19 protein-coding genes are annotated in these 20422 nt (G+C 36.0%); 15 read left to right on the top strand and 4 right to left on the bottom strand.

The features are described 5' to 3' along the window. Window positions 1-2 precede the first annotated feature (2 nt). The 3 genes from Ana3638_RS01875 to Ana3638_RS01865 are packed head-to-tail and all read left to right on the top strand — an operon-like array spanning window position 3 to window position 2177. Window positions 3-761 carry an ABC transporter ATP-binding protein gene (locus Ana3638_RS01875; RefSeq protein WP_161836516.1) on the top strand — a complete coding sequence of 253 codons (759 nt, stop codon included), beginning with the start codon at window positions 3-5 and terminating at the stop codon, window positions 759-761. A 28-nt stretch (window positions 762-789) separates the two neighbouring features. Next, window positions 790-1500 (top strand): ABC transporter ATP-binding protein, encoded by a 711-nt coding sequence (locus Ana3638_RS01870; protein ID WP_161836514.1) that lies wholly within the window; start codon window positions 790-792, stop codon window positions 1498-1500. A 53-nt stretch (window positions 1501-1553) separates the two neighbouring features. After that, complete coding sequence (locus tag Ana3638_RS01865) at window positions 1554-2177, top strand: cytidylate kinase-like family protein (protein ID WP_161836512.1); 624 nt, start codon at window positions 1554-1556, stop codon at window positions 2175-2177. 123 nt (window positions 2178-2300) lie between these two features. On the opposite strand, the gene Ana3638_RS01860 is transcribed toward Ana3638_RS01865, so the two are convergent. Continuing rightward, window positions 2301-2810 carry a GNAT family N-acetyltransferase gene (locus tag Ana3638_RS01860; protein WP_161836510.1) on the bottom strand — a complete coding sequence of 170 codons (510 nt, stop codon included), beginning with the start codon at window positions 2808-2810 and terminating at the stop codon, window positions 2301-2303. Between the two features lie 338 nt (window positions 2811-3148). On the opposite strand from Ana3638_RS01860, the gene Ana3638_RS01855 reads away from it, so the two are divergent. From Ana3638_RS01855 to Ana3638_RS01835, 5 genes are all read left to right on the top strand, one after another. Continuing rightward, window positions 3149-4339, top strand: coding sequence for a pyridoxal phosphate-dependent aminotransferase (locus Ana3638_RS01855; RefSeq protein WP_161836508.1), 1191 nt, complete (start codon window positions 3149-3151; stop codon window positions 4337-4339). Between the two features lie 111 nt (window positions 4340-4450). Beyond that, window positions 4451-5512: a histidinol-phosphate transaminase gene (gene hisC, locus Ana3638_RS01850; RefSeq protein WP_161836506.1), complete on the top strand. Its 1062-nt coding sequence runs from the start codon at window positions 4451-4453 to the stop codon at window positions 5510-5512. A 412-nt stretch (window positions 5513-5924) separates the two neighbouring features. After that, window positions 5925-6509: a cell wall hydrolase gene (locus Ana3638_RS01845; RefSeq protein ID WP_161836504.1), complete on the top strand. Its 585-nt coding sequence runs from the start codon at window positions 5925-5927 to the stop codon at window positions 6507-6509. Window positions 6510-6744: 235 nt separating this feature from the next. Next, window positions 6745-8469: a glutamine--tRNA ligase/YqeY domain fusion protein gene (locus Ana3638_RS01840; protein WP_161836502.1), complete on the top strand. Its 1725-nt coding sequence runs from the start codon at window positions 6745-6747 to the stop codon at window positions 8467-8469. A gap of 13 nt (window positions 8470-8482) precedes the next feature. Next, the gene (locus Ana3638_RS01835; protein WP_161836500.1) at window positions 8483-9331 is read left to right on the top strand and encodes a DUF2225 domain-containing protein; all 849 of its coding nucleotides are present in this window, start codon (window positions 8483-8485) and stop codon (window positions 9329-9331) included. A gap of 178 nt (window positions 9332-9509) precedes the next feature. Here the strand turns inward: Ana3638_RS01835 and Ana3638_RS01830 are convergent, their stop codons facing one another. After that, entirely contained in the window at window positions 9510-10256 is a 747-nt protein-coding gene (locus tag Ana3638_RS01830) for a DUF6062 family protein (protein WP_161836498.1), read from the bottom strand. Between the two features lie 589 nt (window positions 10257-10845). Here Ana3638_RS01830 and Ana3638_RS01825 point away from each other — a divergent pair. The 4 genes from Ana3638_RS01825 (at window position 10846) to guaB (ending at window position 15529) form a co-directional block, all read left to right on the top strand. Next, window positions 10846-11133, top strand: coding sequence for a co-chaperone GroES (locus Ana3638_RS01825; protein ID WP_161836496.1), 288 nt, complete (start codon window positions 10846-10848; stop codon window positions 11131-11133). A gap of 34 nt (window positions 11134-11167) precedes the next feature. Further along, window positions 11168-12790, top strand: a complete 1623-nt coding sequence (groL, locus tag Ana3638_RS01820) for a chaperonin GroEL (protein ID WP_161836494.1) — start codon at window positions 11168-11170, stop codon at window positions 12788-12790. A gap of 365 nt (window positions 12791-13155) precedes the next feature. Then, window positions 13156-13653 carry a DUF6106 family protein gene (locus Ana3638_RS01815; RefSeq protein WP_161836492.1) on the top strand — a complete coding sequence of 166 codons (498 nt, stop codon included), beginning with the start codon at window positions 13156-13158 and terminating at the stop codon, window positions 13651-13653. 421 nt (window positions 13654-14074) lie between these two features. Then, on the top strand, window positions 14075-15529 hold the full coding sequence (guaB, locus tag Ana3638_RS01810) for an IMP dehydrogenase (protein ID WP_161836490.1): 1455 nt from the start codon (window positions 14075-14077) through the stop codon (window positions 15527-15529). A gap of 139 nt (window positions 15530-15668) precedes the next feature. On the opposite strand, the gene Ana3638_RS01805 is transcribed toward guaB, so the two are convergent. Continuing rightward, entirely contained in the window at window positions 15669-16313 is a 645-nt protein-coding gene (locus Ana3638_RS01805) for a peptidoglycan recognition protein family protein (RefSeq protein WP_161840401.1), read from the bottom strand. Between the two features lie 307 nt (window positions 16314-16620). Beyond that, on the bottom strand, window positions 16621-17100 hold the full coding sequence (locus Ana3638_RS01800) for a deoxycytidylate deaminase (protein WP_161836488.1): 480 nt from the start codon (window positions 17098-17100) through the stop codon (window positions 16621-16623). Window positions 17101-17385: 285 nt separating this feature from the next. Between Ana3638_RS01800 and Ana3638_RS01795 the strand changes: the two genes are divergently transcribed. The 3 genes from Ana3638_RS01795 to pstA are packed head-to-tail and all read left to right on the top strand — an operon-like array spanning window position 17386 to window position 20400. Further along, window positions 17386-18303 carry a phosphate ABC transporter substrate-binding protein gene (locus Ana3638_RS01795; RefSeq protein ID WP_246240700.1) on the top strand — a complete coding sequence of 306 codons (918 nt, stop codon included), beginning with the start codon at window positions 17386-17388 and terminating at the stop codon, window positions 18301-18303. Next, on the top strand, window positions 18303-19223 hold the full coding sequence (gene pstC, locus Ana3638_RS01790; protein WP_161836486.1) for a phosphate ABC transporter permease subunit PstC: 921 nt from the start codon (window positions 18303-18305) through the stop codon (window positions 19221-19223). Before Ana3638_RS01795 ends, pstC begins: the two co-directional genes overlap by 1 nt. A 22-nt stretch (window positions 19224-19245) precedes the next feature. Beyond that, the gene (gene pstA / locus Ana3638_RS01785) at window positions 19246-20400 is read left to right on the top strand and encodes a phosphate ABC transporter permease PstA (protein ID WP_161836484.1); all 1155 of its coding nucleotides are present in this window, start codon (window positions 19246-19248) and stop codon (window positions 20398-20400) included. The last annotated feature ends 22 nt before the right edge of the window (window positions 20401-20422 follow it).

The following is a 20422-nucleotide window of genomic DNA, read 5'->3' as shown; positions in this document are numbered from 1 at the left end:
ATATGGCTTTATTGGAAGTTAAGAATTTAGGAATCTCCTTTGGAGGCCTTAGAGCAGTTGATAATGTAAATCTTAATATAGATAAGGGTCAGCTTTATGGATTAATAGGACCCAATGGGGCAGGTAAAACCACAATCTTTAATCTTTTGACCGGTGTATACCGCCCGACGGATGGAACCATTAAAATTGATGGAGTTAATATTGTTGGTAAATCCCCGTCTGAAATATGTCAGGCTGGAATTGCAAGAACGTTTCAAAATATCCGTTTATTTAAAAAAATGAGTGTTTTGGATAATGTTAAAACAGCTCTTCATAATCAGATGAAATATCCCCTTGTAACCAGCTTTATCAGACTGCCCGGTTATTTTAAGGCAGAAAAAGAGATGAATGAAAAAGCTATGGAAATCTTAAAGGTATTCGATTTGGATGGCCAGGCAGATTACCTGGCAAGTAACTTACCATATGGTAAACAGAGAAAATTAGAGATAGCCAGAGGGTTGGCAACCAATCCCAAACTATTATTATTAGATGAACCGGCCGCCGGTATGAATCCCAATGAAACGGCAGAATTAATGGAAACCATCCGCTTGGTCAGAGACCACTATCAAATAACCATTTTATTAATTGAACATGATATGAAATTGGTAACAGGAATTTGTGAAAAATTACTGGTTTTAAATTTTGGTACGGAGCTTGCAGCAGGGACTCCGGAAGAAGTTTTGAATAATCCTGAGGTAATCACAGCATATCTTGGCGAATAATAATAGGGAAAGAAATGGAGGATTTTCCATGGCAATGTTAACAATTAAAGACCTTGAGGTCTATTATGGAATTATACAGGCGATTAAAGGAATCTCTTTTGAAGTTAAGGAAGGAGAAGTAATTGCCCTAATCGGTGCAAATGGTGCGGGTAAAACTACGATTCTTCATACCATAACCGGTCTGATAGCCGCCAAATCCGGAAGTATACAGTTTGAAGGTAATGATTTAACTAAAATTCCTGCTCATAGTATTGTTTCTTTAGGTATGGCCCATGTACCGGAAGGAAGAAGAATATTTGCGGAATTAACCGTACTTGAGAATTTAAAAATGGGCGCTTATACAAGAAAAGATAAAAAGGAAATTGAAGATACAATTGAAAAAGTATATAAACGTTTTCCACGTTTAAATGAACGTAAGAATCAAATTGCAGGTACCTTAAGCGGCGGTGAACAGCAGATGCTTGCTATGGGACGTGCTTTAATGTCCCATCCCAGAATTATTTTAATGGATGAACCCTCAATGGGATTATCACCGCTCTTTGTTTCTGAAATTTTTGATATTATAAAAGAAATCAGTGAAAGCGGTACTACTGTTTTACTTGTTGAACAAAATGCAAAAAAAGCATTATCCATTGCCAATCGTGCATATGTTTTAGAGACCGGAAAAATTGTTTTAGAGGGTGATGCAAAAGAACTTATGAACAATGATTCTGTTAAGAAAGCTTATTTGGGTGAATAATCCTGAATTTTATGTGTGTTAACACACACAGATATGAGTTAAGGAGGGTTACAATGGAGCACTATGTAATTACAATCGCAAGAGGTTACGGCAGCGGCGGTAAAACGATGGGTAAAATGCTTGCGGAGGAATTGGGAATTCATTTTTATGACAGGGAACTGTTACGTCTTGCATCGGATGAAAGCGGGATTAATGAAGAACTGTTTGGAAGAGCGGATGAACAGTTAAAACAAAGTCTTTTATACCGTATCGCAAGAAAAGAATATAAAGGCCAATTAATTCCCCCTGACCGTGAAGATTTTGTTTCAAATGATAACCTGTTTAATTACCAGGCTAAGGTGATAAGGCAGCTTGCAGAACAGGAATCCTGTGTTATTGTGGGAAGATGTGCGGATTATATCCTAAAAGATATGAATAATGTAGTAAAGATTTTCGTTCATGCTTCTTTGGAAGATTGCGTGAAAAGGCTTACCGATATGTTCAGCCTGCCTGGGAAGGAATTAGAGAAGAAAGTAGTGGCAACGGATAAACGCCGTGCGGAATATTATAAATATTATACCGGACGTAATTGGGAAGACGCCAAAAATTATGATCTATGTTTAAACAGCCAGCAATTAGGGTTTGATAAAGGGGTTCAGATTGTTAAGAATTATCTGGACATCCGGTTTCAGAAATAATCAGAATACTATGGGTTCTATCAGATAAGCTGAGGTATATAATGTATATACATTACATACCTCAGCTTATCTGATAGAACTCGGTAACTTTTTATTAGCCTTAAAGTTTAAATTTTATCAGATTTATATTTGCAGGTCTTTTTTCATGGCTAAACAATTCAATATCATTCCGTTTTCTGTCACAGTAAATTTTTTTATTTCCTTGAAACCATGCGTTAGATAAAACCTGATGGCCCGTGTGTTCTCAGACAGCACCTCCAGAAAACAAATCTTAAACCCTTGCTCAACCATCCTTTTTTCTGCCTCGGAATACAGTTTTTGACCGATACCGCATCCAACATACTCCGGCAATAAATAAATAGAAAACAATTCGGCTGTGTCTGTGTCCGGTTCCGTTGTCGTTCTGCCAAAAACAACACTGCCTATAATTTCATCTTGGTTTTGTGCAACTATACAAACACTTCCTGCGGAGACAGCCTCTTGTAATATTGGAACCCAGTAATCTTTTTGCAAGGAGGAAAGATACTGTTCATCCATAAGTCCGTTATAAGCGGCTTTATAGCTGACTTGGATTTGATGGCTGACCTTTTCAAGATCTTGTATGGTTGATTTCCTATAAATAGTATGATTCATTATAACATCCTTAGTAATTATTTAATTCATAGTTGAAGACCAGTTTCTATATACGATACAAATCAAAATTTTTATTATTCAATCAATTCATTAAAATTATACTATAAAAAAATAATAAAACCACCATAATTTGCAAACTGATTATATACTATGCTAATCTAGCAATACTTAGCCTAAAATTGTCTGTGAACGTATGGCGGTTGTGTAAATATTCTACGGCACCCACCTCCCCCTTTACAAATACCCCAATAAAATTCAGAGAAGTCTTGCAATTTAGTACGTTACTGTGCTATACTAATCAAAATTAGATGATACAAATAAGAAAAGAGGATGCTGTTATGATATCAAATAAGATGATTGGATTAGTACAAAACAGTTCGGTTATCCGGGCTATGTTTGAAGAAGGAAAAAGACTTGCTTCTATTTACGGTGCTGAAAATGTATATGATTTCAGTCTGGGAAATCCCAGCGTGGAACCTCCTAAGGCAGTAAAAAATGCGGTTATAGAGACGATCAGTGAGGAAAGTGCTAATTTAGTCCACGGCTATATGAATAATTCCGGTTACGAAGATGTCAGAAGAGCAATTGCCCAATCGATTAATAAGAAATTCAATACCTCATTGGGGGAAGAAAATATAATTATGACGGTCGGTGCTGCCGGCGGTCTTAATGTAATCCTAAAAACGTTACTTAACCCTGGGGACGAAGTAATTACCTTTGCCCCCTTTTTCGGTGAATACCGTAATTACGTAAGCAACTTTGACGGAGAACTGGTAATTGTCAGCCCGAATACGGTTAATTTCCAGCCAAATCTGTCTGAATTTGAAAAGAAAATAACCGCAAAAACAAAAGCAGTTATTATCAATACACCTAATAATCCTACAGGAGTAGTATATTCGGAAGAAACCATAACCGCTTTAGCGGATATCTTAAATAAAAAGCAGACCGAATTAAATACCTCAATCTATCTGATTTCCGATGAACCATACAGGGAATTGGTTTACGACGGTATAGAAGTTCCTTATCTTACAAACTATTATAAGAATACGATTGTCGGTTATTCTTACAGTAAATCTTTATCCCTGCCCGGCGAGAGAATCGGTTATCTGGTGATTCCTGGGGAAGTGGATGATTTTTCAGATATTACTGCTGCAGCCAATGTAGCGACCAGGATTTTAGGATTTGTAAACGCACCTTCTCTTATACAGCGTGTCGTAGCGAAATGTCTGGATTCGGAAGTAGACATATCCGTCTATAACCGCAACCGGGAGTTATTATATAACAGTTTAATTGATTACGGTTATACCTGTGTAAAACCGGAGGGAGCATTTTATCTGTTTGTAAAAGCTTTGGAAGAGGATGATAAAGCGTTTGCCGCAGCAGCGAAAAAACATAATATTCTCATTGTTCCCGGATCCTCCTTTGGATGCCCCGGTTATTGCCGTATCGCTTATTGTGTGGATTATAAAACAATTGAAGGATCCTTAAGTGGATTTAAGAAGTTAGCAGAAGAGTATTTAAATAAATAAACAGATTTATTACAATCACAAGTTTGGGCCGGTGGTTTATAAGCGTATATTTTAAGATATGCTGAGTAATACAAGTGAGCCGTAAAAACAAATACATGAATGGAGAATATTATGAAAGCTTGGGAAAATAATATCAGGAAGATTGTCCCGTATACACCGGGAGAACAACCTGATTCGCCAAATATGATAAAACTGAATACGAATGAAAATCCATATCCTCCGGCTCTGGGTGTACAAAAAGCAATAAGGGAATTCCAAATGGAGCGTTTAAAGTTATATCCGGATCCAACTTCCAATCTCTTGGTAAAGGCGCTTGCTGATTATTATAAACTGGAAGAAAACCAGGTTTTTGTAGGTGTGGGTTCGGATGATGTATTAGCTATGGCATTTATGACATTTTTTAATTCGGATAAACCCATTTTGTTTCCCGATATAACATATTCTTTTTATGATGTCTGGGCGGATTTATTCCGTATTCCATATGTGCGGCCGGCTCTGGATGTTGATTTTAGAATTAAAAAAGAAGATTATTATAGAGAAAACGGCGGAATCGTTATAGCCAATCCCAACGCTCCGACTTCTATATATGAAGACGTGAATTTTATACGTGATATAGTAGAACATAACCAGGAATCCATCGTTATCGTAGATGAAGCATATATTGACTTTGGCGGTAAAAGTTCCCTGGAATTGATTAAAGAATTTGATAACCTTTTAGTCGTTCAGACTTTCTCCAAATCCCGTTCCATGGCAGGGATGAGAATCGGTTATGCAATGGGGAATCCGGCGCTGATCAAAGCGATTAATGATGTAAAATATTCCTATAATTCTTATACCATGAATCAGACTTCATTATATTATGGTGTGGAAGCGGTCAAAGATGAAACATATTTTAAGGAAACTCTGGAAAAAATAATTACAACCAGGGAGTGGGTGAAAGAAGAACTGAAGAAATTAGAATTTTCTTTCCCCGATTCTAAAACCAATTTTATCTTTGCTTCCCATAAATTCATTCCTGCAGCAGAAATATTTAACGCACTAAGGGAGGAAAATATTTTTGTCAGGTACTTTAACAAACCAGGAATAAATAATTATCTCCGTATCACCATAGGTACCGATGAAGAAATGAAACAATTATTAAAAGCTCTGGAGCAAATAATAAACCGAATATAGATGAAAGTATAGTAATATATGCTACTATTTATTTTCAGGTAAAAGTTAACAGATTTTTTATATAAATATTAACAGATTGAATCAAGTAATAAATGAATCAATAATTTGCTTGTATAAAATACACTAAAATATGAATAGTATAATGTAAAAAATGCTTAATAAAACCCTCAAAAAAGGAGTAAAATGTAAAATAAGAAAAGCAGTACAACTATGACATATGACAAAACGCTTTGAATTTACCAGAAATTATGTTATACTTATTAAGTAATTGTTAATAGTTTGTTACCACACGATATCAAATCTTAACAAAGTTTAATAAGTGGTTAAAGACGGTAACGTCTGAAATAAAGGACATTTTACATTTTATTTGGGCAGTATCGCAGGCAGACTTGTGATATGCAGGGGTGTTGGTATGAAAATAAGCAAATTAGTATTGTGTATGCTGACATTAATCATTTTCAGCATCGGAGCAACTTCTATAAAAACTTATGCAGCAGAAACCGTTGCTGCTAAAGATGATTTAAAAGCGGCTAAAAAGGTAAAAACACAGGTAAAAAAAGAAAAAAAATATACTGACTCAGAGTTACGTTTATTATCCTGTCTTATTTATTCGGAAGCAGGTTACCAGTCATATAAAGGTAAATTAGCAGTGGCTAATGTAGTTTTAAACCGTGTGAAAAGTGATATATTCTCCCATGCAAACACAGTGAAAGAAGTAATCTACGATTCAAAATGGGGAGTACAGTTCAGTGTGATCATAAAAGATGATAAAGGAACAAGCCCCTTAGGTAAAGCTTTAGATTTATACGATTCAAAGAAATATCAAAATGAGTCCGAGAAGAATAATATGGAAGAGTCTATTAAAGCAGCAAAAGCTGCTTTAGAGGGTGAAAATAATATTGGGGATTACTTGTATTTCAGTGGTGACAGCAGCCGCCTGGAAGAAAAATACCCTGATCATATTATTCTGGGCGAACATATTTTTTATAATAATTAATTAAATTTCATTGCCTTTCCAAAAATAATCTGAAAGGGCATTTCTTCTGTTTTTTTATCAATATTTCATAGTATTTTTGCCCCACGGGATAGAATTAACAGATAGAAATGTATAACAGGCTGCATTTTGTATTATATTTCATATTAACAATATATTGTTTACTTACTTTGACTAATAAATACAATTGTGGTATTATATAGTTTATGAAAATATACTGCTTTAAGGAGGAACTGCCATGGATAAGGAAGGCATTGGGCTAGATATTAATTCAAATACAAAGAATGATACGGATTTGCAGTCGGATAAAGAATCCACTTCTAAAAATTTTATAGAGCAAATGATTGAAAAGGACTTAAAAGAGGGGAATTGCACCACTGTTATGACCAGATTCCCACCGGAGCCTAACGGATATCTTCATATTGGACATGCTAAATCTATTTTACTTAATTACGGATTAGCGAAAAAATATGGCGGTAAATTTAATTTAAGATTTGATGATACCAATCCAACCAAAGAGAAAACAGAGTTTGTAGAATCTATTATTGCCGATGTTAAATGGATCGGCGGTGATTTTGAAGACAGATTGTTTTTCGCATCTGATTATTTTGAACAGATGTATGAGGGTGCAATCAAGCTGATAAAAAAGGGAAAAGCTTATGTGTGCGAGCTTACCCCGGATGAAATCCGAGAGTACCGTGGTACTTTAACAGAACCCGGTAAAAACAGCCCTTACAGGGATAGAACCATGGAAGAAAACCTGGTATTATTTGAGGGAATGAAAAATGGGGAATATCCGGATGGATCTAAGGTATTACGTGCTAAAATTGATATGGCTTCTCCGAATATTAATATGAGAGATCCCATCATTTACCGTATTGCAAGGATGACACACCACAATACCGGTGATAAATGGTGCATTTACCCCATGTATGACTTTGCGCATCCGATAGAAGATGCCATAGAGGGAATAACCCATTCCATTTGTACTTTGGAATTTGAAGACCACAGGCCGTTATATGATTGGGTAGTAAAAGAATTGGAATATGTGAATCCTCCCAAGCAGATTGAATTCGCTAAAATGTATTTAACCAATGTAATTACCGGTAAAAGATATATTAAGAAATTAGTGGAAGAGGGAATCGTAGACGGCTGGGATGATCCCAGATTAGTTTCCATCAGTGCCTTACGCAGAAGAGGTTTTACCCCGGAATCCATAAAGACGTTTATGGAATTATGCGGTGTATCCAAAAGCCAAAGTTCTGTTGACTACTCTATGCTTGAGTATTGTATCAGAGAAGATCTCAAATTAAAAAAATCCAGGGTAATGGCAGTATTAGACCCGGTTAAATTAGTAATAACCAACTATCCGGAAAATCAGATAGAATATGCAGATGTACCAAACAATCAGGAAAATGACGATATGGGACTTAGAAAAGTACCATTTGGCCGTGAATTGTATATTGACAGACAGGACTTTATGATTGAACCGCCAAAGAAATATTTCCGTTTATATCCGGGAAATGAAGTCCGTTTAATGCATGCTTATTTTGTTACCTGTACGGATTATATTACGGATGAAAACGGTAAGGTCACCGAAATCCACTGTACCTATGATCCTGAAACGAAAAGCGGAAGCGGTTTTACAGGACGTAAAGTAAAAGGTACAATTCATTGGGTATCTGCGCAGGCTGCAGTAAAAGCGGAAGTTCGTTTATATGAAAATATAGTGGATGAAGAAAAAGGTGTTTACAATGAAGACGGCAGCCTTAATTTGAATCCAAATTCCATTACTGTTTTAAAAGAGTGTTATATAGAACCAAGTGTTGAAGGTGCAAAAGCTTATGACAGTTATCAATTTTTAAGACATGGTTACTTCTGTGTTGATTCGAAAGATTCAAAACCGGGGCAATTGGTATTTAACAGGATTGTATCACTTAAGAGTTCCTACAAACCCGAATAAAGGAGGAAGAAGAATGGCTAATTTATTTTCAGGACTGGAAGCCTTTGGACTTGGTAAGATGTCTAATTTGGAAGTATATGGAGCAGATGATAAAAGTAATAAAAAGCCCGGTGACGGAGCGGAAGCAGAAGAAAAGAAAATAGTGGAAGCAGACTTAATATTTGATAAAAGTTACACTTGTCCGGTATGCGACAAAGAGTTTAAAGCTAAAACAGTAAAAACCGGTAAAGTGAAACTTATCTCAGCCGATACGGATCTAAGACCGAAGTATCAGCTTGTGGATTCCCTTAAATATGATGCAATTGTATGCCCGCATTGCGGATATTCTGCATTAAACCGATTTTTTAATTATATGACATCTGCCCAGGCAAAACTGATAAAGGAACAGATTTCTGCTTCTTTTAAAGGAATAAATACCGAGGGAGAAGTGCTATCTTATGATGATGCCATTGCAAGACATAAACTTGCTCTTGTTAATACGATTGTTAAAAAAAGTAAGTTAAGCGAACGTGCTTATACCTGTTTAAAAACAGCTTGGCTGCTGCGCGGGAAAGCAGAGAGTATGCAGGCAGAAAGTAACAAAACAGAGGTGAAAGCACAGGTTGAACAACTTCAGAAAGAAGAGCTTGAGTTTTTGACCAATGCTTATGATGGCTTCCTGGAGGCTTTTTCAAAAGAAATGTTCCCAATGTGTGGAATGGATGAAAATACAATGACTTATTTAGTTGCAGAATTAGCCAGAAGAGTAGGAAAATACGAAGAGTCCAGCAGATGGATATCTAAAGTACTTACAGCCAGAGATGCCAATGAAAGAATAAAAACAAAAGCAAGAGAATTAAAAGAACTGTTAAAACAGAATTAATCTGATTTGATAAGTTAAAAACCGGAAGAAACAGTCTTCGCGGGTTTTCCGACTTTACGGGCGCGGGTACAATCTTTCAAGCCAGACCCGAGGACTGCTCTCATTGCTTACACAGAAATCAGAGCCTGACCCTTTATGAAATAGGATAATTTATTCATTCAAAGGGCTGGCTCTTTCTTTATTCCTTTTGTTTGGCCAATAGGCTATCGTGTATTATGCTGTTTGTTTTAACCATAGATCTTTGGAGTGCATCTTTTGAATTTTTCCAAGGTTCATTTACATATCGATAGTCAAATTTGTCGATAAACCATTCTAAATCATCCCGGACACGTTTTATATTATCTAAATATACTGTATTTAGCGTTTTCCTGAATTCCTCTGTTTTATCGGCATTAAAGTGATTTGGAGCTTCCTGGTATAGAAGTCCGTAATGCGAAGTACAAAAACCTTTGGATTCCTTAAATTTATTACGGAATTGGTCATCATTTTGATAGAGTGAGAATATGGTATCGATATAGCGTAAAAAAGTATTATTGATTTTATTACAGATATAACAGGAGTTATCTAAGTTATCAATATATGTTTTAACGCCGGATATTTCCACTTTCCTTTTAAATAAGGAAGAAGAAGATAATTTACTGCTTCCGGATACAGATTTTTCTATATCTTTAATGGTTTTATCCATATGTGTTTTAAGCATAAGAGCCAGACCCAGCCGGTTTTGGTTTTCGTACAATTTTTCAATATGAAAACTGCAGAAACCGATTTTATCTGTTTCTGCTCTGACATCATCTTCCATATAACTTGGCCCCATCACAAAATCGATCGCATTATTTTCTAATGTTTTTTTCATAAGACAGATAGGGCACTCACTGTCTGATTGAAATGCGTCATTTACTGGTATGGTATATAACTTTTCCTTCATTTTAACACCCATTGCAAGAATTACTGATTTTATCAGTTTTTCCGCCTTTATTTTTTTCATTTATTATAGCATAGGATTTCCTGCTTAGCAATGGTTTGGAAGGTACTTGCTTTTTGGGGTTTCGGATCGGGAATTGGTTATGGAGCAAAGCTGAAATGGAAAACAAAACGAACGAAGTTAAAGTTGAAATGTAAATAAAATAATGGCTTAAGGAAAGCGGTTCAGGGCATTAAACATATGAAATTTAAGGTATGAAAATTAATAAAAAATTACATTAAATCAAGTATGATTCCATAAATTATGGGTATGTTTTAATTAGTTATTAATATATTAGCTTTTTTAATAAAAAAGTTAGAAAAAAAGAGATAAAGAGACTATAAATTAGGAAAATTAAAATTAAAGGCTGTTTCTCTTATTTTTTAAACAGAAGTAAATTTGCATAATAAAAGCAAATTTACTAATATATAGTTTATCAGTTAGCACTCAACTTAGACGAGTGCTAATAATAAGTAAGGGACTTACCCTTAGGGATGTCTTTAAACATAAGCCTTTTAATCTTAAATAATTTATTTATAAGGAGGAAAATGATATGAAGTTAGTACCATTAGGAGACAAAGTAGTTTTAAAGCAATTAGTAGCTGAAGAAACAACAAAATCTGGTATCGTTTTACCAGGTCAGGCGAAGGAAAAACCTCAGCAGGCTGAAGTAATTGCAGTTGGCCCTGGCGGTGTTGTAGATGGTAAAGAAGTTACTATGCATGTGAAAGCAGGGGATAAAGTCATTTATTCCAAATATGCCGGAACAGAAGTAAAATTAGGCGATGAAGAATTTATTGTTGTAAAACAAAACGATATTGTAGCTGTTGTGGAAGACTAAGGATCTAAAAATATCATTATAGGAGGCAATTATTATGGCAAAGGAATTAAAATACGGTGCAGAAGCCAGAGCAGCGTTAGAGTCTGGTGTTAATCAGTTAGCAAATACAGTAAAAGTTACATTAGGACCAAAAGGAAGAAATGTTGTATTAGATAAATCTTTTGGAGCTCCGTTAATTACTAATGACGGTGTTACCATTGCGAAAGAAATTGAATTGGAAGATGCATTTGAAAATATGGGTGCACAGTTAGTAAAAGAAGTTGCTACAAAAACTAATGATGTAGCAGGTGATGGAACAACTACGGCTACCGTTTTAGCTCAGGCTATGATTAATGAAGGTATGAAGAATTTAGCTGCCGGTGCTAACCCTATCATCTTAAGAAAAGGTATGCAAAAAGCAACTGATTGTGCAGTTGAAGCTATCAGCAAAATGAGTTCTACTTTAACCGGTAAAGCACAGATCGCAAGAGTAGCAGCAATCTCTGCCGGAGACGATGCTGTTGGTGAAATGGTAGCCGATGCTATGGAAAAAGTATCTAATGACGGTGTTATTACAATCGAAGAATCTAAAACTATGAAAACAGAATTGGATTTAGTAGAAGGTATGCAATTTGACAGAGGATATGTATCTGCATACATGGCAACTGATATGGATAAGATGGAAGCTAACTTAGACAATCCTTACATCCTAATAACAGATAAGAAAATCTCCAATATCCAGGAAATCCTTCCTGTATTAGAGCAGATCGTACAGACTGGTGCAAGATTATTAATCATTGCAGAAGATGTAGAAGGGGAAGCTTTAACTACATTAATTATAAATAAATTAAAAGGAACATTTACAGTAGTAGCTGTTAAAGCTCCTGGTTATGGTGACAGAAGAAAAGCTATGCTTCAGGATATCGCTATCTTAACAGGCGGTACCGTAATTTCTGATGAATTAGGATTAGATTTAAAAGAAGTTACTATGGATCAGTTAGGACGTGCAAAATCCGTTAAAGTTCAGAAAGAAAACACTATCATCGTGGACGGTGAAGGTGAGAAAAAAGAAATTAATGCAAGAATTGCACAGATCAGAGCTCAGATCGAAGAAACTACTTCTGAATTTGATAAAGAGAAATTACAGGAAAGACTTGCTAAACTTGCTGGCGGCGTAGCTGTTATCCGTGTTGGTGCTGCTACAGAGACAGAAATGAAAGAAAAGAAACTTCGTATGGAAGACGCTCTTGCAGCTACCAGAGCAGCTGTTGAAGAAGGTATTGTTGCAGGTGGTGGATCTGCTTACATTCATGCTTCCAAAGAAGTTGCCAAATTAGCAGCTGAATTAGAAGGCGATGAAAAAACAGGTGCTAATATTATACTAAAAGCGTTAGAATCTCCTTTATACTGCATCGTTGCAAATGCAGGTTTAGAGGGATCTGTTGTAACCAGCAAAGTAAAAGAACAAAAAGCCGGAATCGGATTTGATGCATTAAAAGAAGAATATGTTGATATGGTTGCTTCCGGTATTCTTGATCCTGCTAAAGTTACCAGAAGTGCACTTCAAAATGCAACCAGTGTTGCATCTACATTATTAACAACAGAATCTGTTGTAGCTAATATTAAATCCAATGAACCTGCCATGCCGGCTGGAGCAGGCGGAATGGGAATGATGTAATCCCGTTATTAAAACCAGGATAAAGAACAATTTAATTATAAAGTAGAAAAAGTTCCAAGAAATAGAAGATAATTCTTGGAACTTTTTCTATTTCTGCTGTTTTTTAGGAAAGTAAATTAATAAGTATTTATATAAACAAGCGAACTAAAATATGAAAAAGTTACATACCTATCAACTATCAATATAAGGTTGATAGGTTTTTTGCTTCGCTAAATTAAAATTTAGAAAAATATTAGAATTATTTTAAGTATAAGGCTTTATATTTAGTGGAATTTTTAGTATAATATTTCGTAGAGAGACAAGTTCTCATTAGAACGGATAAGTTTATTGGGTCTTTATTATATGAAATAGCAGGAGGTAAGATAATGAATGAATTATATGCTGAAGCAGGGGTAAAACGTAAAGAGACTGCAGGAAGTTACGCATTGCGATTTTTATTAATTATTGTTGCAGTTATTGCTTTCTTCTTAACGTTTCAGAATTCCATACTGCTTTTTGTATCAGCAATATTAATTGTAGCAATTATTTATATATTCCCAAGACTTAGCGTGGAATACGAATATGTATTTTGTGACGGACAATTAGATTTCGATAAAATCATGGGTAATGCAAAGCGTAAGACTGCTTTAAAGATTGATTTTGATCAGGTAGAAATTATGGCTCCGGAAGGTTCTCATGCTTTAGACGGTTACACACATGTAAAAACCGTAGTAAAAGATTTCAGTTCCAGAAGTAAAGAGTCAAAACCTTATGTCATTGTTTTAAGGGAAGGTGATACGGCAACCAAGATTCTATTTGAGCCTAATGAAAAAATGATTAACTGTATTAAGCTGAAAAGCCCAAGAAAAGTTGCCCAATACTAAAGTATAAATTATACCATAAGTGTAAGGGATATCTTAAATTAAAAATAATAAATATCCATATATGGAGAATGAAATAGTATTTTTTCAAAGAACTGTGCAAAATAGGAACGATTGATCGTTTCGATCGCGGTCTATTTACCGGTTTAGCAAAGATACATTTCATTCTCCTATTTTTAAACAGCCCTAAAAAAAAGTAATGCCTTTCTGTTGTTTTGGTAACAGCAATATTAATAAAGACAAACGTACTCGTGAGACGGACTTGCCCATAAAAGTGTATTTAAAGAAAAGACAAGATAATACACTTTTGTTATTGACAAGCTTTCCTTAATTGGGTATACTTTTAAAAATCAACAAAATTATTAATATATAAACGAAAAACTCGAAAACAAGCAAAATATAAAAGAAAGTGAGGATATTTAAGATGGGAACTATTATCGGTGAAGGAATTACCTTTGACGACGTCTTACTGGTACCGGCTTATTCAGAAGTAATACCGAATGAAGTTGATGTATCTACCTATTTAACGAAAACTATCAAGTTGAATATTCCAATGATGAGTGCAGGTATGGATACCGTTACTGAACACAGAATGGCAATTGCAATGGCCAGACAAGGTGGAATCGGTGTTATTCACAAGAATATGCCTATAACAAAACAGGCAGAAGAGGTAGATAAAGTAAAACGTTCAGAGAATGGAGTTATTACAGATCCATTTTATTTATCACCGGAACATACATTATATGATGCCAATGAATTAATGGCAAAATACAGAATTTCAGGAGTTCCTATTACCGAAGGCAAAAAACTGGTTGGTATTATTACAAATCGTGACTTAAAGTTTGAAACAGATTTCTCTAGGAAAATTAAAGACTGTATGACATCGGAAGGTTTAATAACTGCTGAGGAAGGTATAACCTTAGATGAGGCAAAAAAAATATTAGCTTCCGCTAGAAAAGAAAAGCTGCCCATTGTTGATAAAAAGGGTAACTTAAAAGGTCTTATAACAATAAAAGATATCGAAAAGCAGATTAAATATCCCCTTTCTGCAAAAGACTCTCAGGGACGTTTAAGATGTGCTGCTGCGGTTGGTGTAACGTCAAATATATTGGAACGTGTAGAAGCATTAGTAAATGCAAAAGTAGATGCTATTGTAGTAGACACTGCCCACGGACATTCTGCCAATGTTTTAAAAGTAGTTCAGATGGTTCATGAAACCTATCCAGAACTACAGATAATAGCCGGTAATGTAGCAACCGGTGAAGCTACGGAAGCTTTGATTAAAGCCGGTGTCAGTGCGGTTAAAGTCGGTATTGGCCCTGGATCCATTTGTACTACAAGAGTAGTTGCCGGTATTGGTGTACCACAGGTTACAGCTATTATGAATTCTTATGAGGCAGCTAAAAAATATGGTATCCCGATTATCGCTGACGGTGGAATTAAATATTCCGGAGATATGACTAAGGCGATTGCAGCAGGAGCAAATGTATGTATGATGGGAAGTATATTTGCAGGTTGTGATGAAAGTCCCGGAGAATTTGAACTATTCCAGGGAAGAAAATATAAAGTATACCGCGGTATGGGTTCTATTGCAGCAATGGAAAATGGAAGTAAGGACAGATATTTCCAGACAAATGCAAAGAAACTGGTTCCGGAAGGTGTAGAAGGCCGTGTAGCATATAAAGGTACGGTTGAAGATACGGTATTCCAGTTAATCGGCGGACTCAGATCCGGTATGGGTTACTGTGGAACTGCTACTGTAGAAGCATTAAAAGAGAACGGTCAATTTGTTAAAATATCAGCTGCTTCCCTTAAAGAAAGTCATCCTCATGACATTCATATAACCAAAGAAGCTCCGAACTATAGTGTAGAAGAATAGAAGAAGTAAATATCGGAGCTTCTTTTAGAAGCCTCCGAACTATAGTGTAGAAGAATAGAAGAAGTAAATAAAAAAGATGTATCCAATCGAAAGTTTTGGATGCATCTTTTTTCTATAACGGTAAAGTGAGAAAAGTATTTTAATTTTCTACCGCATTTTTATCAATATAAGCCATTATATCATTTTTTAGTACTTCCCAGGCATCTTCATGCTCTACATAATATAAAGGACATAATTTACCGGATACGTCATAGTGCCTGATAATATCATCCTTATCCAAACTATACTCACAGCATAACCAAGAAACCAGGGCGATTAAGGACTGATAAGTCTTATCATTGAATTTACCAGTTTCATCCGGATGGCAGCATTCAATCGAAATCGTATCATTATTACGGTCATTGGAGGCAAAGGAGATTTCATTTAAGGGAATACATTGGATAATTTCTCCCTCCAGGCCAATAACAAAATGGCTGCTGGCAGAAGTAGTTTTGTTTACTCTTAAGTTCTCAAAATAATTACGATTTGATTCAGCTCCGGTACCCGGGTTAGCAGTATAATGTATAACAATGCTGTTTACTTTATTTAACGGTGTCTGCGGCCTGGAATACTCATTGGGTGTTAGAAGCATCTCAGATATTTCCGGTTTGTTAATTACTTTGGATGGCTGGGAGAAGCCTAATGCAGTGGCTGGGTTAATATTGGCATTTTTTAAAACTGTAACCAACATCATTACTACTGTAAGGATAATTGCCATAGCCATTGTAGTTACTGTAATTAACATTAGGTATTTTTTTCTGCGTTTTTTTCGGTTATATTGTTTTTTGGTAAGCAAGTCAGATCCTGCCTTTCTATCTTAAGCATATGAAATTTGTATATTGTATTACTTTATTATTTTTTCATATATGGAGACTATTTTCAAGGAGAAAAGAATTAATCTTCATTTCGAATATCTTAATTAAATATGAAGTGATTTTAAGAATTTGGAAATCTTAAGGAAGTAAAAATAAAATATACCTTTACACATACATATTCCCATGCAGCAATAAAGTAAAAGCTATTCCTGCATGGGAATGTAAATATCAATATGATTATAAAGAAATTACCACATCCCGGTTAATAGGGGTATAGCTTCGATAGGATATACCTGCAGCATTTAACATACGTTTAGAGGCTTTTACAATGTCTGTCTCCGCATATTTATCAGATAAATAGATTATTTCTGAAATACCTTTCTGAATCAGTGCTTTCGTACATTCATTACATGGGAAAAGTGTTACATACAATTTGGCACCTTTCATATGAGTTCCGGTATAATTCAGGATTGCATTCATTTCTGCATGGCATACATAAACATATTTTGTTTCTAAGGTTGATCCTTCTCTTTCCCAAGGAAATTCATCATCAGAACAACCAATGGGCATTCCGTTATATCCAACGGAAAGAATTTTATTATCTTCGCTCACAATACAAGCACCGACGCTTGTATTTGGGTCTTTGCTGCGTTCCGCAGACAGAATTGCAATACCCATAAAATATTCATCCCATTTTAAATAATCCTGTCTTTTCATCTGTTAACTCCGCTCCTGTTCCTATATAATCCGATACCGTGTTTTTATTGTATTTACAAGTAAAACTTATTTTAATATTTTATCATATAACAATTAGAATGTAAATTATTTAAAAGGGCAGAATAATCTTGTTAGAGGATAAGTTTACAAAGACTTTACAATATAAAAATACATGTATAACAATCGGAGTATAAAATACATCTTGTAAGATAAATAAAAAACAAAAAATTCTTAGGGGGATACCCAAATATCAGGAGGAAAGAGAATGAAAAAGATAAAAAAATATTGGTTGCAGTTTTAACAATTGCTATGATAGCTGCTTTAAGCGGTTGCAGTAAACAGGGCGGAGCAACAACAGATACAACGGAACCTGCAAATGAGACAACGAACGAATCAGACGTGACAGCAACACCGGAAGCCACAGACACAGCAGAATCTACGGAAACACCAGCAGCTGAAGACTTATCCGGAACGATCACCATTACAGGTTCTACATCAGTGGAAAAACCCTTAACTGCAATGATAGATGAATTTACAGCTCTTAATCCGGATGTAACAATTAATTATACCGGAACCGGTTCTTCTGCCGGAATATCTGATACTTTAGCAGGTGCTAACGACATCGGAGCTTCCTCAAGAAGCTTAAAACCGGAAGAAGAAGTTGATGGCTTAAAAGAAGTAACCTTTGCTCATGACGGTATTGCAGTAGCAGTAAATCCTGCAAATCCTATTACAGATATCTCCACCGAAGATTTAGCGAAAATTTACAGTGGTCAGATAACTAACTGGAAAGAGGTAGGCGGTAACGATGCAGATATCATTGTTGTATCCAGAGAAGGTGCCTCAGGAACAAGATCCGCATTTGAAGAATTAATTAAATTGGAAGATGCAGGCGGTTTAGTAGAAGATGCAACAGTTGTTGAAGGTAATGGTAACGTACAGACCGCAGTAGCCGGCAATGAAAATGCAATTGGTTATGTTTCTTTCTCCTTTATCGATCAAACGGTAAAAGGACTTAACGTAAACGGTGTGGAAGGCACAGAGGAAAATGCAAAATCAGGTGAATATCCTTTATCCAGACCATTCCTCTTCATATACATGGAAGATAAAGCAACTCCAACAATTCAGGCTTTCCTTGATTTTGCATTAAGTGATGAAGGACAGGGATTTGTTGAAGAACACGGAGGCATAAGAGTAGATTAATGAAAAAAAATGCATACAAAGAAAATCAGATAAGCAAACGAAAAGAATACCCTGAGAAGGTCTTCCACGGAATATTTCTCTTAAGTGCCTTAGTAAGTGTACTCAGCGTTATCGCCATTATCGTCTTTGTGTTCTCCAAAGGATTAAAACCATTCTTTGGAGATGATGCATACAGCTTCCTTAAGTTTATAACCGGAATAAAATGGGATCCCGGCCATGATATATATGGTGTATTTTATATGATAGTCGGATCAGTATTAGCAACCCTGGGTGCAATTGTGCTCGGGGTTCCCATTGGTTTATTAACAGCTGTGTTCATTGCTGAATTAGCCCCAAAAAGATTAGTGGCACTTATTAAACCGGCTATCGAATTGTTGGCTGGTATTCCGTCCGTTATTTATGGAGCTTTCGGTTTGGGTATCATTGTACCCTTAATTAACAAAGTATCACCGACAGGACAAGGAGAGTCCTTGCTTGCCGTTATCTGTGTATTAACGATCATGGTATTACCCACCATCATTTCACTTAGTGAAGCCAGTATCAGGGCAGTTCCAAAATCATACCGGGAAGCGTCCTATGGTTTAGGTGCTTCAAAAATACAGACCATATTTAAATCCGTCGTTCCGGCAGCCCGCTCCGGCATACTTACTGCAACGGTTTTAGGTATCGGCAGGGCAATCGGCGAAACCATGGCAGTTATGATGATTGCAGGTAACAATATCGGTGGTCTTCCTACCAGTATCTGGTCAAAAATCAGGCCGTTAACCACTAACATAGCAATGGAGATGGGTTATGCGTCGGGAAGACATCAGGATATGTTATTTGCAACCGGAGTAATTCTCTTCCTGTTCATTATGGTAATTAATATTACCCTGATTAAACTAACCGGTAAACTGGGAGAACAGGGATCAAGAAATTAATTCTGAAATAGGAGCAAAATAAATGGAAAAAAGAAATTGGAATGACAGAAAACTGAAAGATGGAATTTTACAGGGGTTAATCTATTTATCTACCTTATTAACCGTTATGATTCTGGCTGTAATAATCGGTTTTATTCTATATAAAGGTCTTCCGGGTATTAATGTACGTTTCCTGACCAGGCAATGGGATGACAAAACAACCTTTGTGAATGTGGCTCAAAAAACAGGTTCAAATACGAATAATAATGCTGCATATGTTCCCTCCCTTGGTATTACATTAGCCCAGGATGGAGAAAATATCATTATTGCAAGGATAGACAGCAATTCACCGGTAAAATCAGCCGTAAACATGAAAAAACAGGCTTATGCTTTAAAAGAAAAAGATATAATAACAAAATACAGCGATGTAAAAATTGAAAAAATGACGGCAGAGAAAGCAGCAACGGCTATGAAAGACGGAACCGGAACGGTTCGTATCAAAGTTATAAGGCCGGGCGGGGGTATCGTTCCCATGCTGGTTTCCACCATATATATTATTCTGTTGTCATTAGTTATCGCAGCACCGATTGGAATCAGTTCTGCCATATACCTAAATGAATATGCGAAACGGGGAAGAATTCTTAGTTTGATCCGATTTGCCATTCAGAATCTGGCAGGTATCCCTTCTATTATATACGGTTTGTTCGGTATGCTGTTATTTGTTCAAATAGCGAAAATGGAGTATTCCGTATTGGCAGGTGCATTAACATTAAGTATTTTATTACTGCCAACAATTATTTCAACTACGGAAGAAGCGTTAAAAGAAATACCAAAGGCATACCGGGAATCCTCTTTCGGGCTTGGTGCCACAAAACTGCAAACCATAAGCAGAATTATATTGCCGGGTGCTCTGCCGGGTATTCTGGTTGCTATTATTTTAAGTATAGGAAGAATTGTGGGGGAATCGGCTGCATTAATCTGGACGGCAGGTACAGTTGCACAGATTCCGGGGGCTCTTGTGGGTGGTGAGGCCAGTGCGGCAACCCTCACAACCAAAATGTACTGGCTAATAAAAGAAACGGCAGATTTGTCCACCGCCAGTTCCATAGCAGTTGTATTACTGGCTTTAATAATTGCATTGAATATTGCTTCCAAAATGATTACCAGGGTCTTCTTAAAGAAAAGAGGAACGAATTAAATTGGAATTAACAGGAGGAAAA

It is taken from the genome of Anaerocolumna sedimenticola (genome assembly GCF_009931695.1).
GTDB lineage: Bacteria > Bacillota > Clostridia > Lachnospirales > Lachnospiraceae > Anaerocolumna > Anaerocolumna sedimenticola.
This window is presented reverse-complemented; position numbering and strand designations above follow the sequence as displayed.

Coding starts and splice junctions, on each gene's coding strand:
- Ana3638_RS01875 (WP_161836516.1), top strand. CDS start 3: ATGGCTTTATTGGAAGTTAAGAATTTAGGAATCTCCTTTGGAGGCCTT.
- Ana3638_RS01870 (WP_161836514.1), top strand. CDS start 790: ATGGCAATGTTAACAATTAAAGACCTTGAGGTCTATTATGGAATTATA.
- Ana3638_RS01865 (WP_161836512.1), top strand. CDS start 1,554: ATGGAGCACTATGTAATTACAATCGCAAGAGGTTACGGCAGCGGCGGT.
- Ana3638_RS01860 (WP_161836510.1), bottom strand. CDS start 2,810: ATGAATCATACTATTTATAGGAAATCAACCATACAAGATCTTGAAAAG.
- Ana3638_RS01855 (WP_161836508.1), top strand. CDS start 3,149: ATGATATCAAATAAGATGATTGGATTAGTACAAAACAGTTCGGTTATC.
- hisC (WP_161836506.1), top strand. CDS start 4,451: ATGAAAGCTTGGGAAAATAATATCAGGAAGATTGTCCCGTATACACCG.
- Ana3638_RS01845 (WP_161836504.1), top strand. CDS start 5,925: ATGAAAATAAGCAAATTAGTATTGTGTATGCTGACATTAATCATTTTC.
- Ana3638_RS01840 (WP_161836502.1), top strand. CDS start 6,745: ATGGATAAGGAAGGCATTGGGCTAGATATTAATTCAAATACAAAGAAT.
- Ana3638_RS01835 (WP_161836500.1), top strand. CDS start 8,483: ATGGCTAATTTATTTTCAGGACTGGAAGCCTTTGGACTTGGTAAGATG.
- Ana3638_RS01830 (WP_161836498.1), bottom strand. CDS start 10,256: ATGAAGGAAAAGTTATATACCATACCAGTAAATGACGCATTTCAATCA.
- Ana3638_RS01825 (WP_161836496.1), top strand. CDS start 10,846: ATGAAGTTAGTACCATTAGGAGACAAAGTAGTTTTAAAGCAATTAGTA.
- groL (WP_161836494.1), top strand. CDS start 11,168: ATGGCAAAGGAATTAAAATACGGTGCAGAAGCCAGAGCAGCGTTAGAG.
- Ana3638_RS01815 (WP_161836492.1), top strand. CDS start 13,156: ATGAATGAATTATATGCTGAAGCAGGGGTAAAACGTAAAGAGACTGCA.
- guaB (WP_161836490.1), top strand. CDS start 14,075: ATGGGAACTATTATCGGTGAAGGAATTACCTTTGACGACGTCTTACTG.
- Ana3638_RS01805 (WP_161840401.1), bottom strand. CDS start 16,313: ATGTTAATTACAGTAACTACAATGGCTATGGCAATTATCCTTACAGTA.
- Ana3638_RS01800 (WP_161836488.1), bottom strand. CDS start 17,100: ATGAAAAGACAGGATTATTTAAAATGGGATGAATATTTTATGGGTATT.
- pstC (WP_161836486.1), top strand. CDS start 18,303: ATGAAAAAAAATGCATACAAAGAAAATCAGATAAGCAAACGAAAAGAA.
- pstA (WP_161836484.1), top strand. CDS start 19,246: ATGGAAAAAAGAAATTGGAATGACAGAAAACTGAAAGATGGAATTTTA.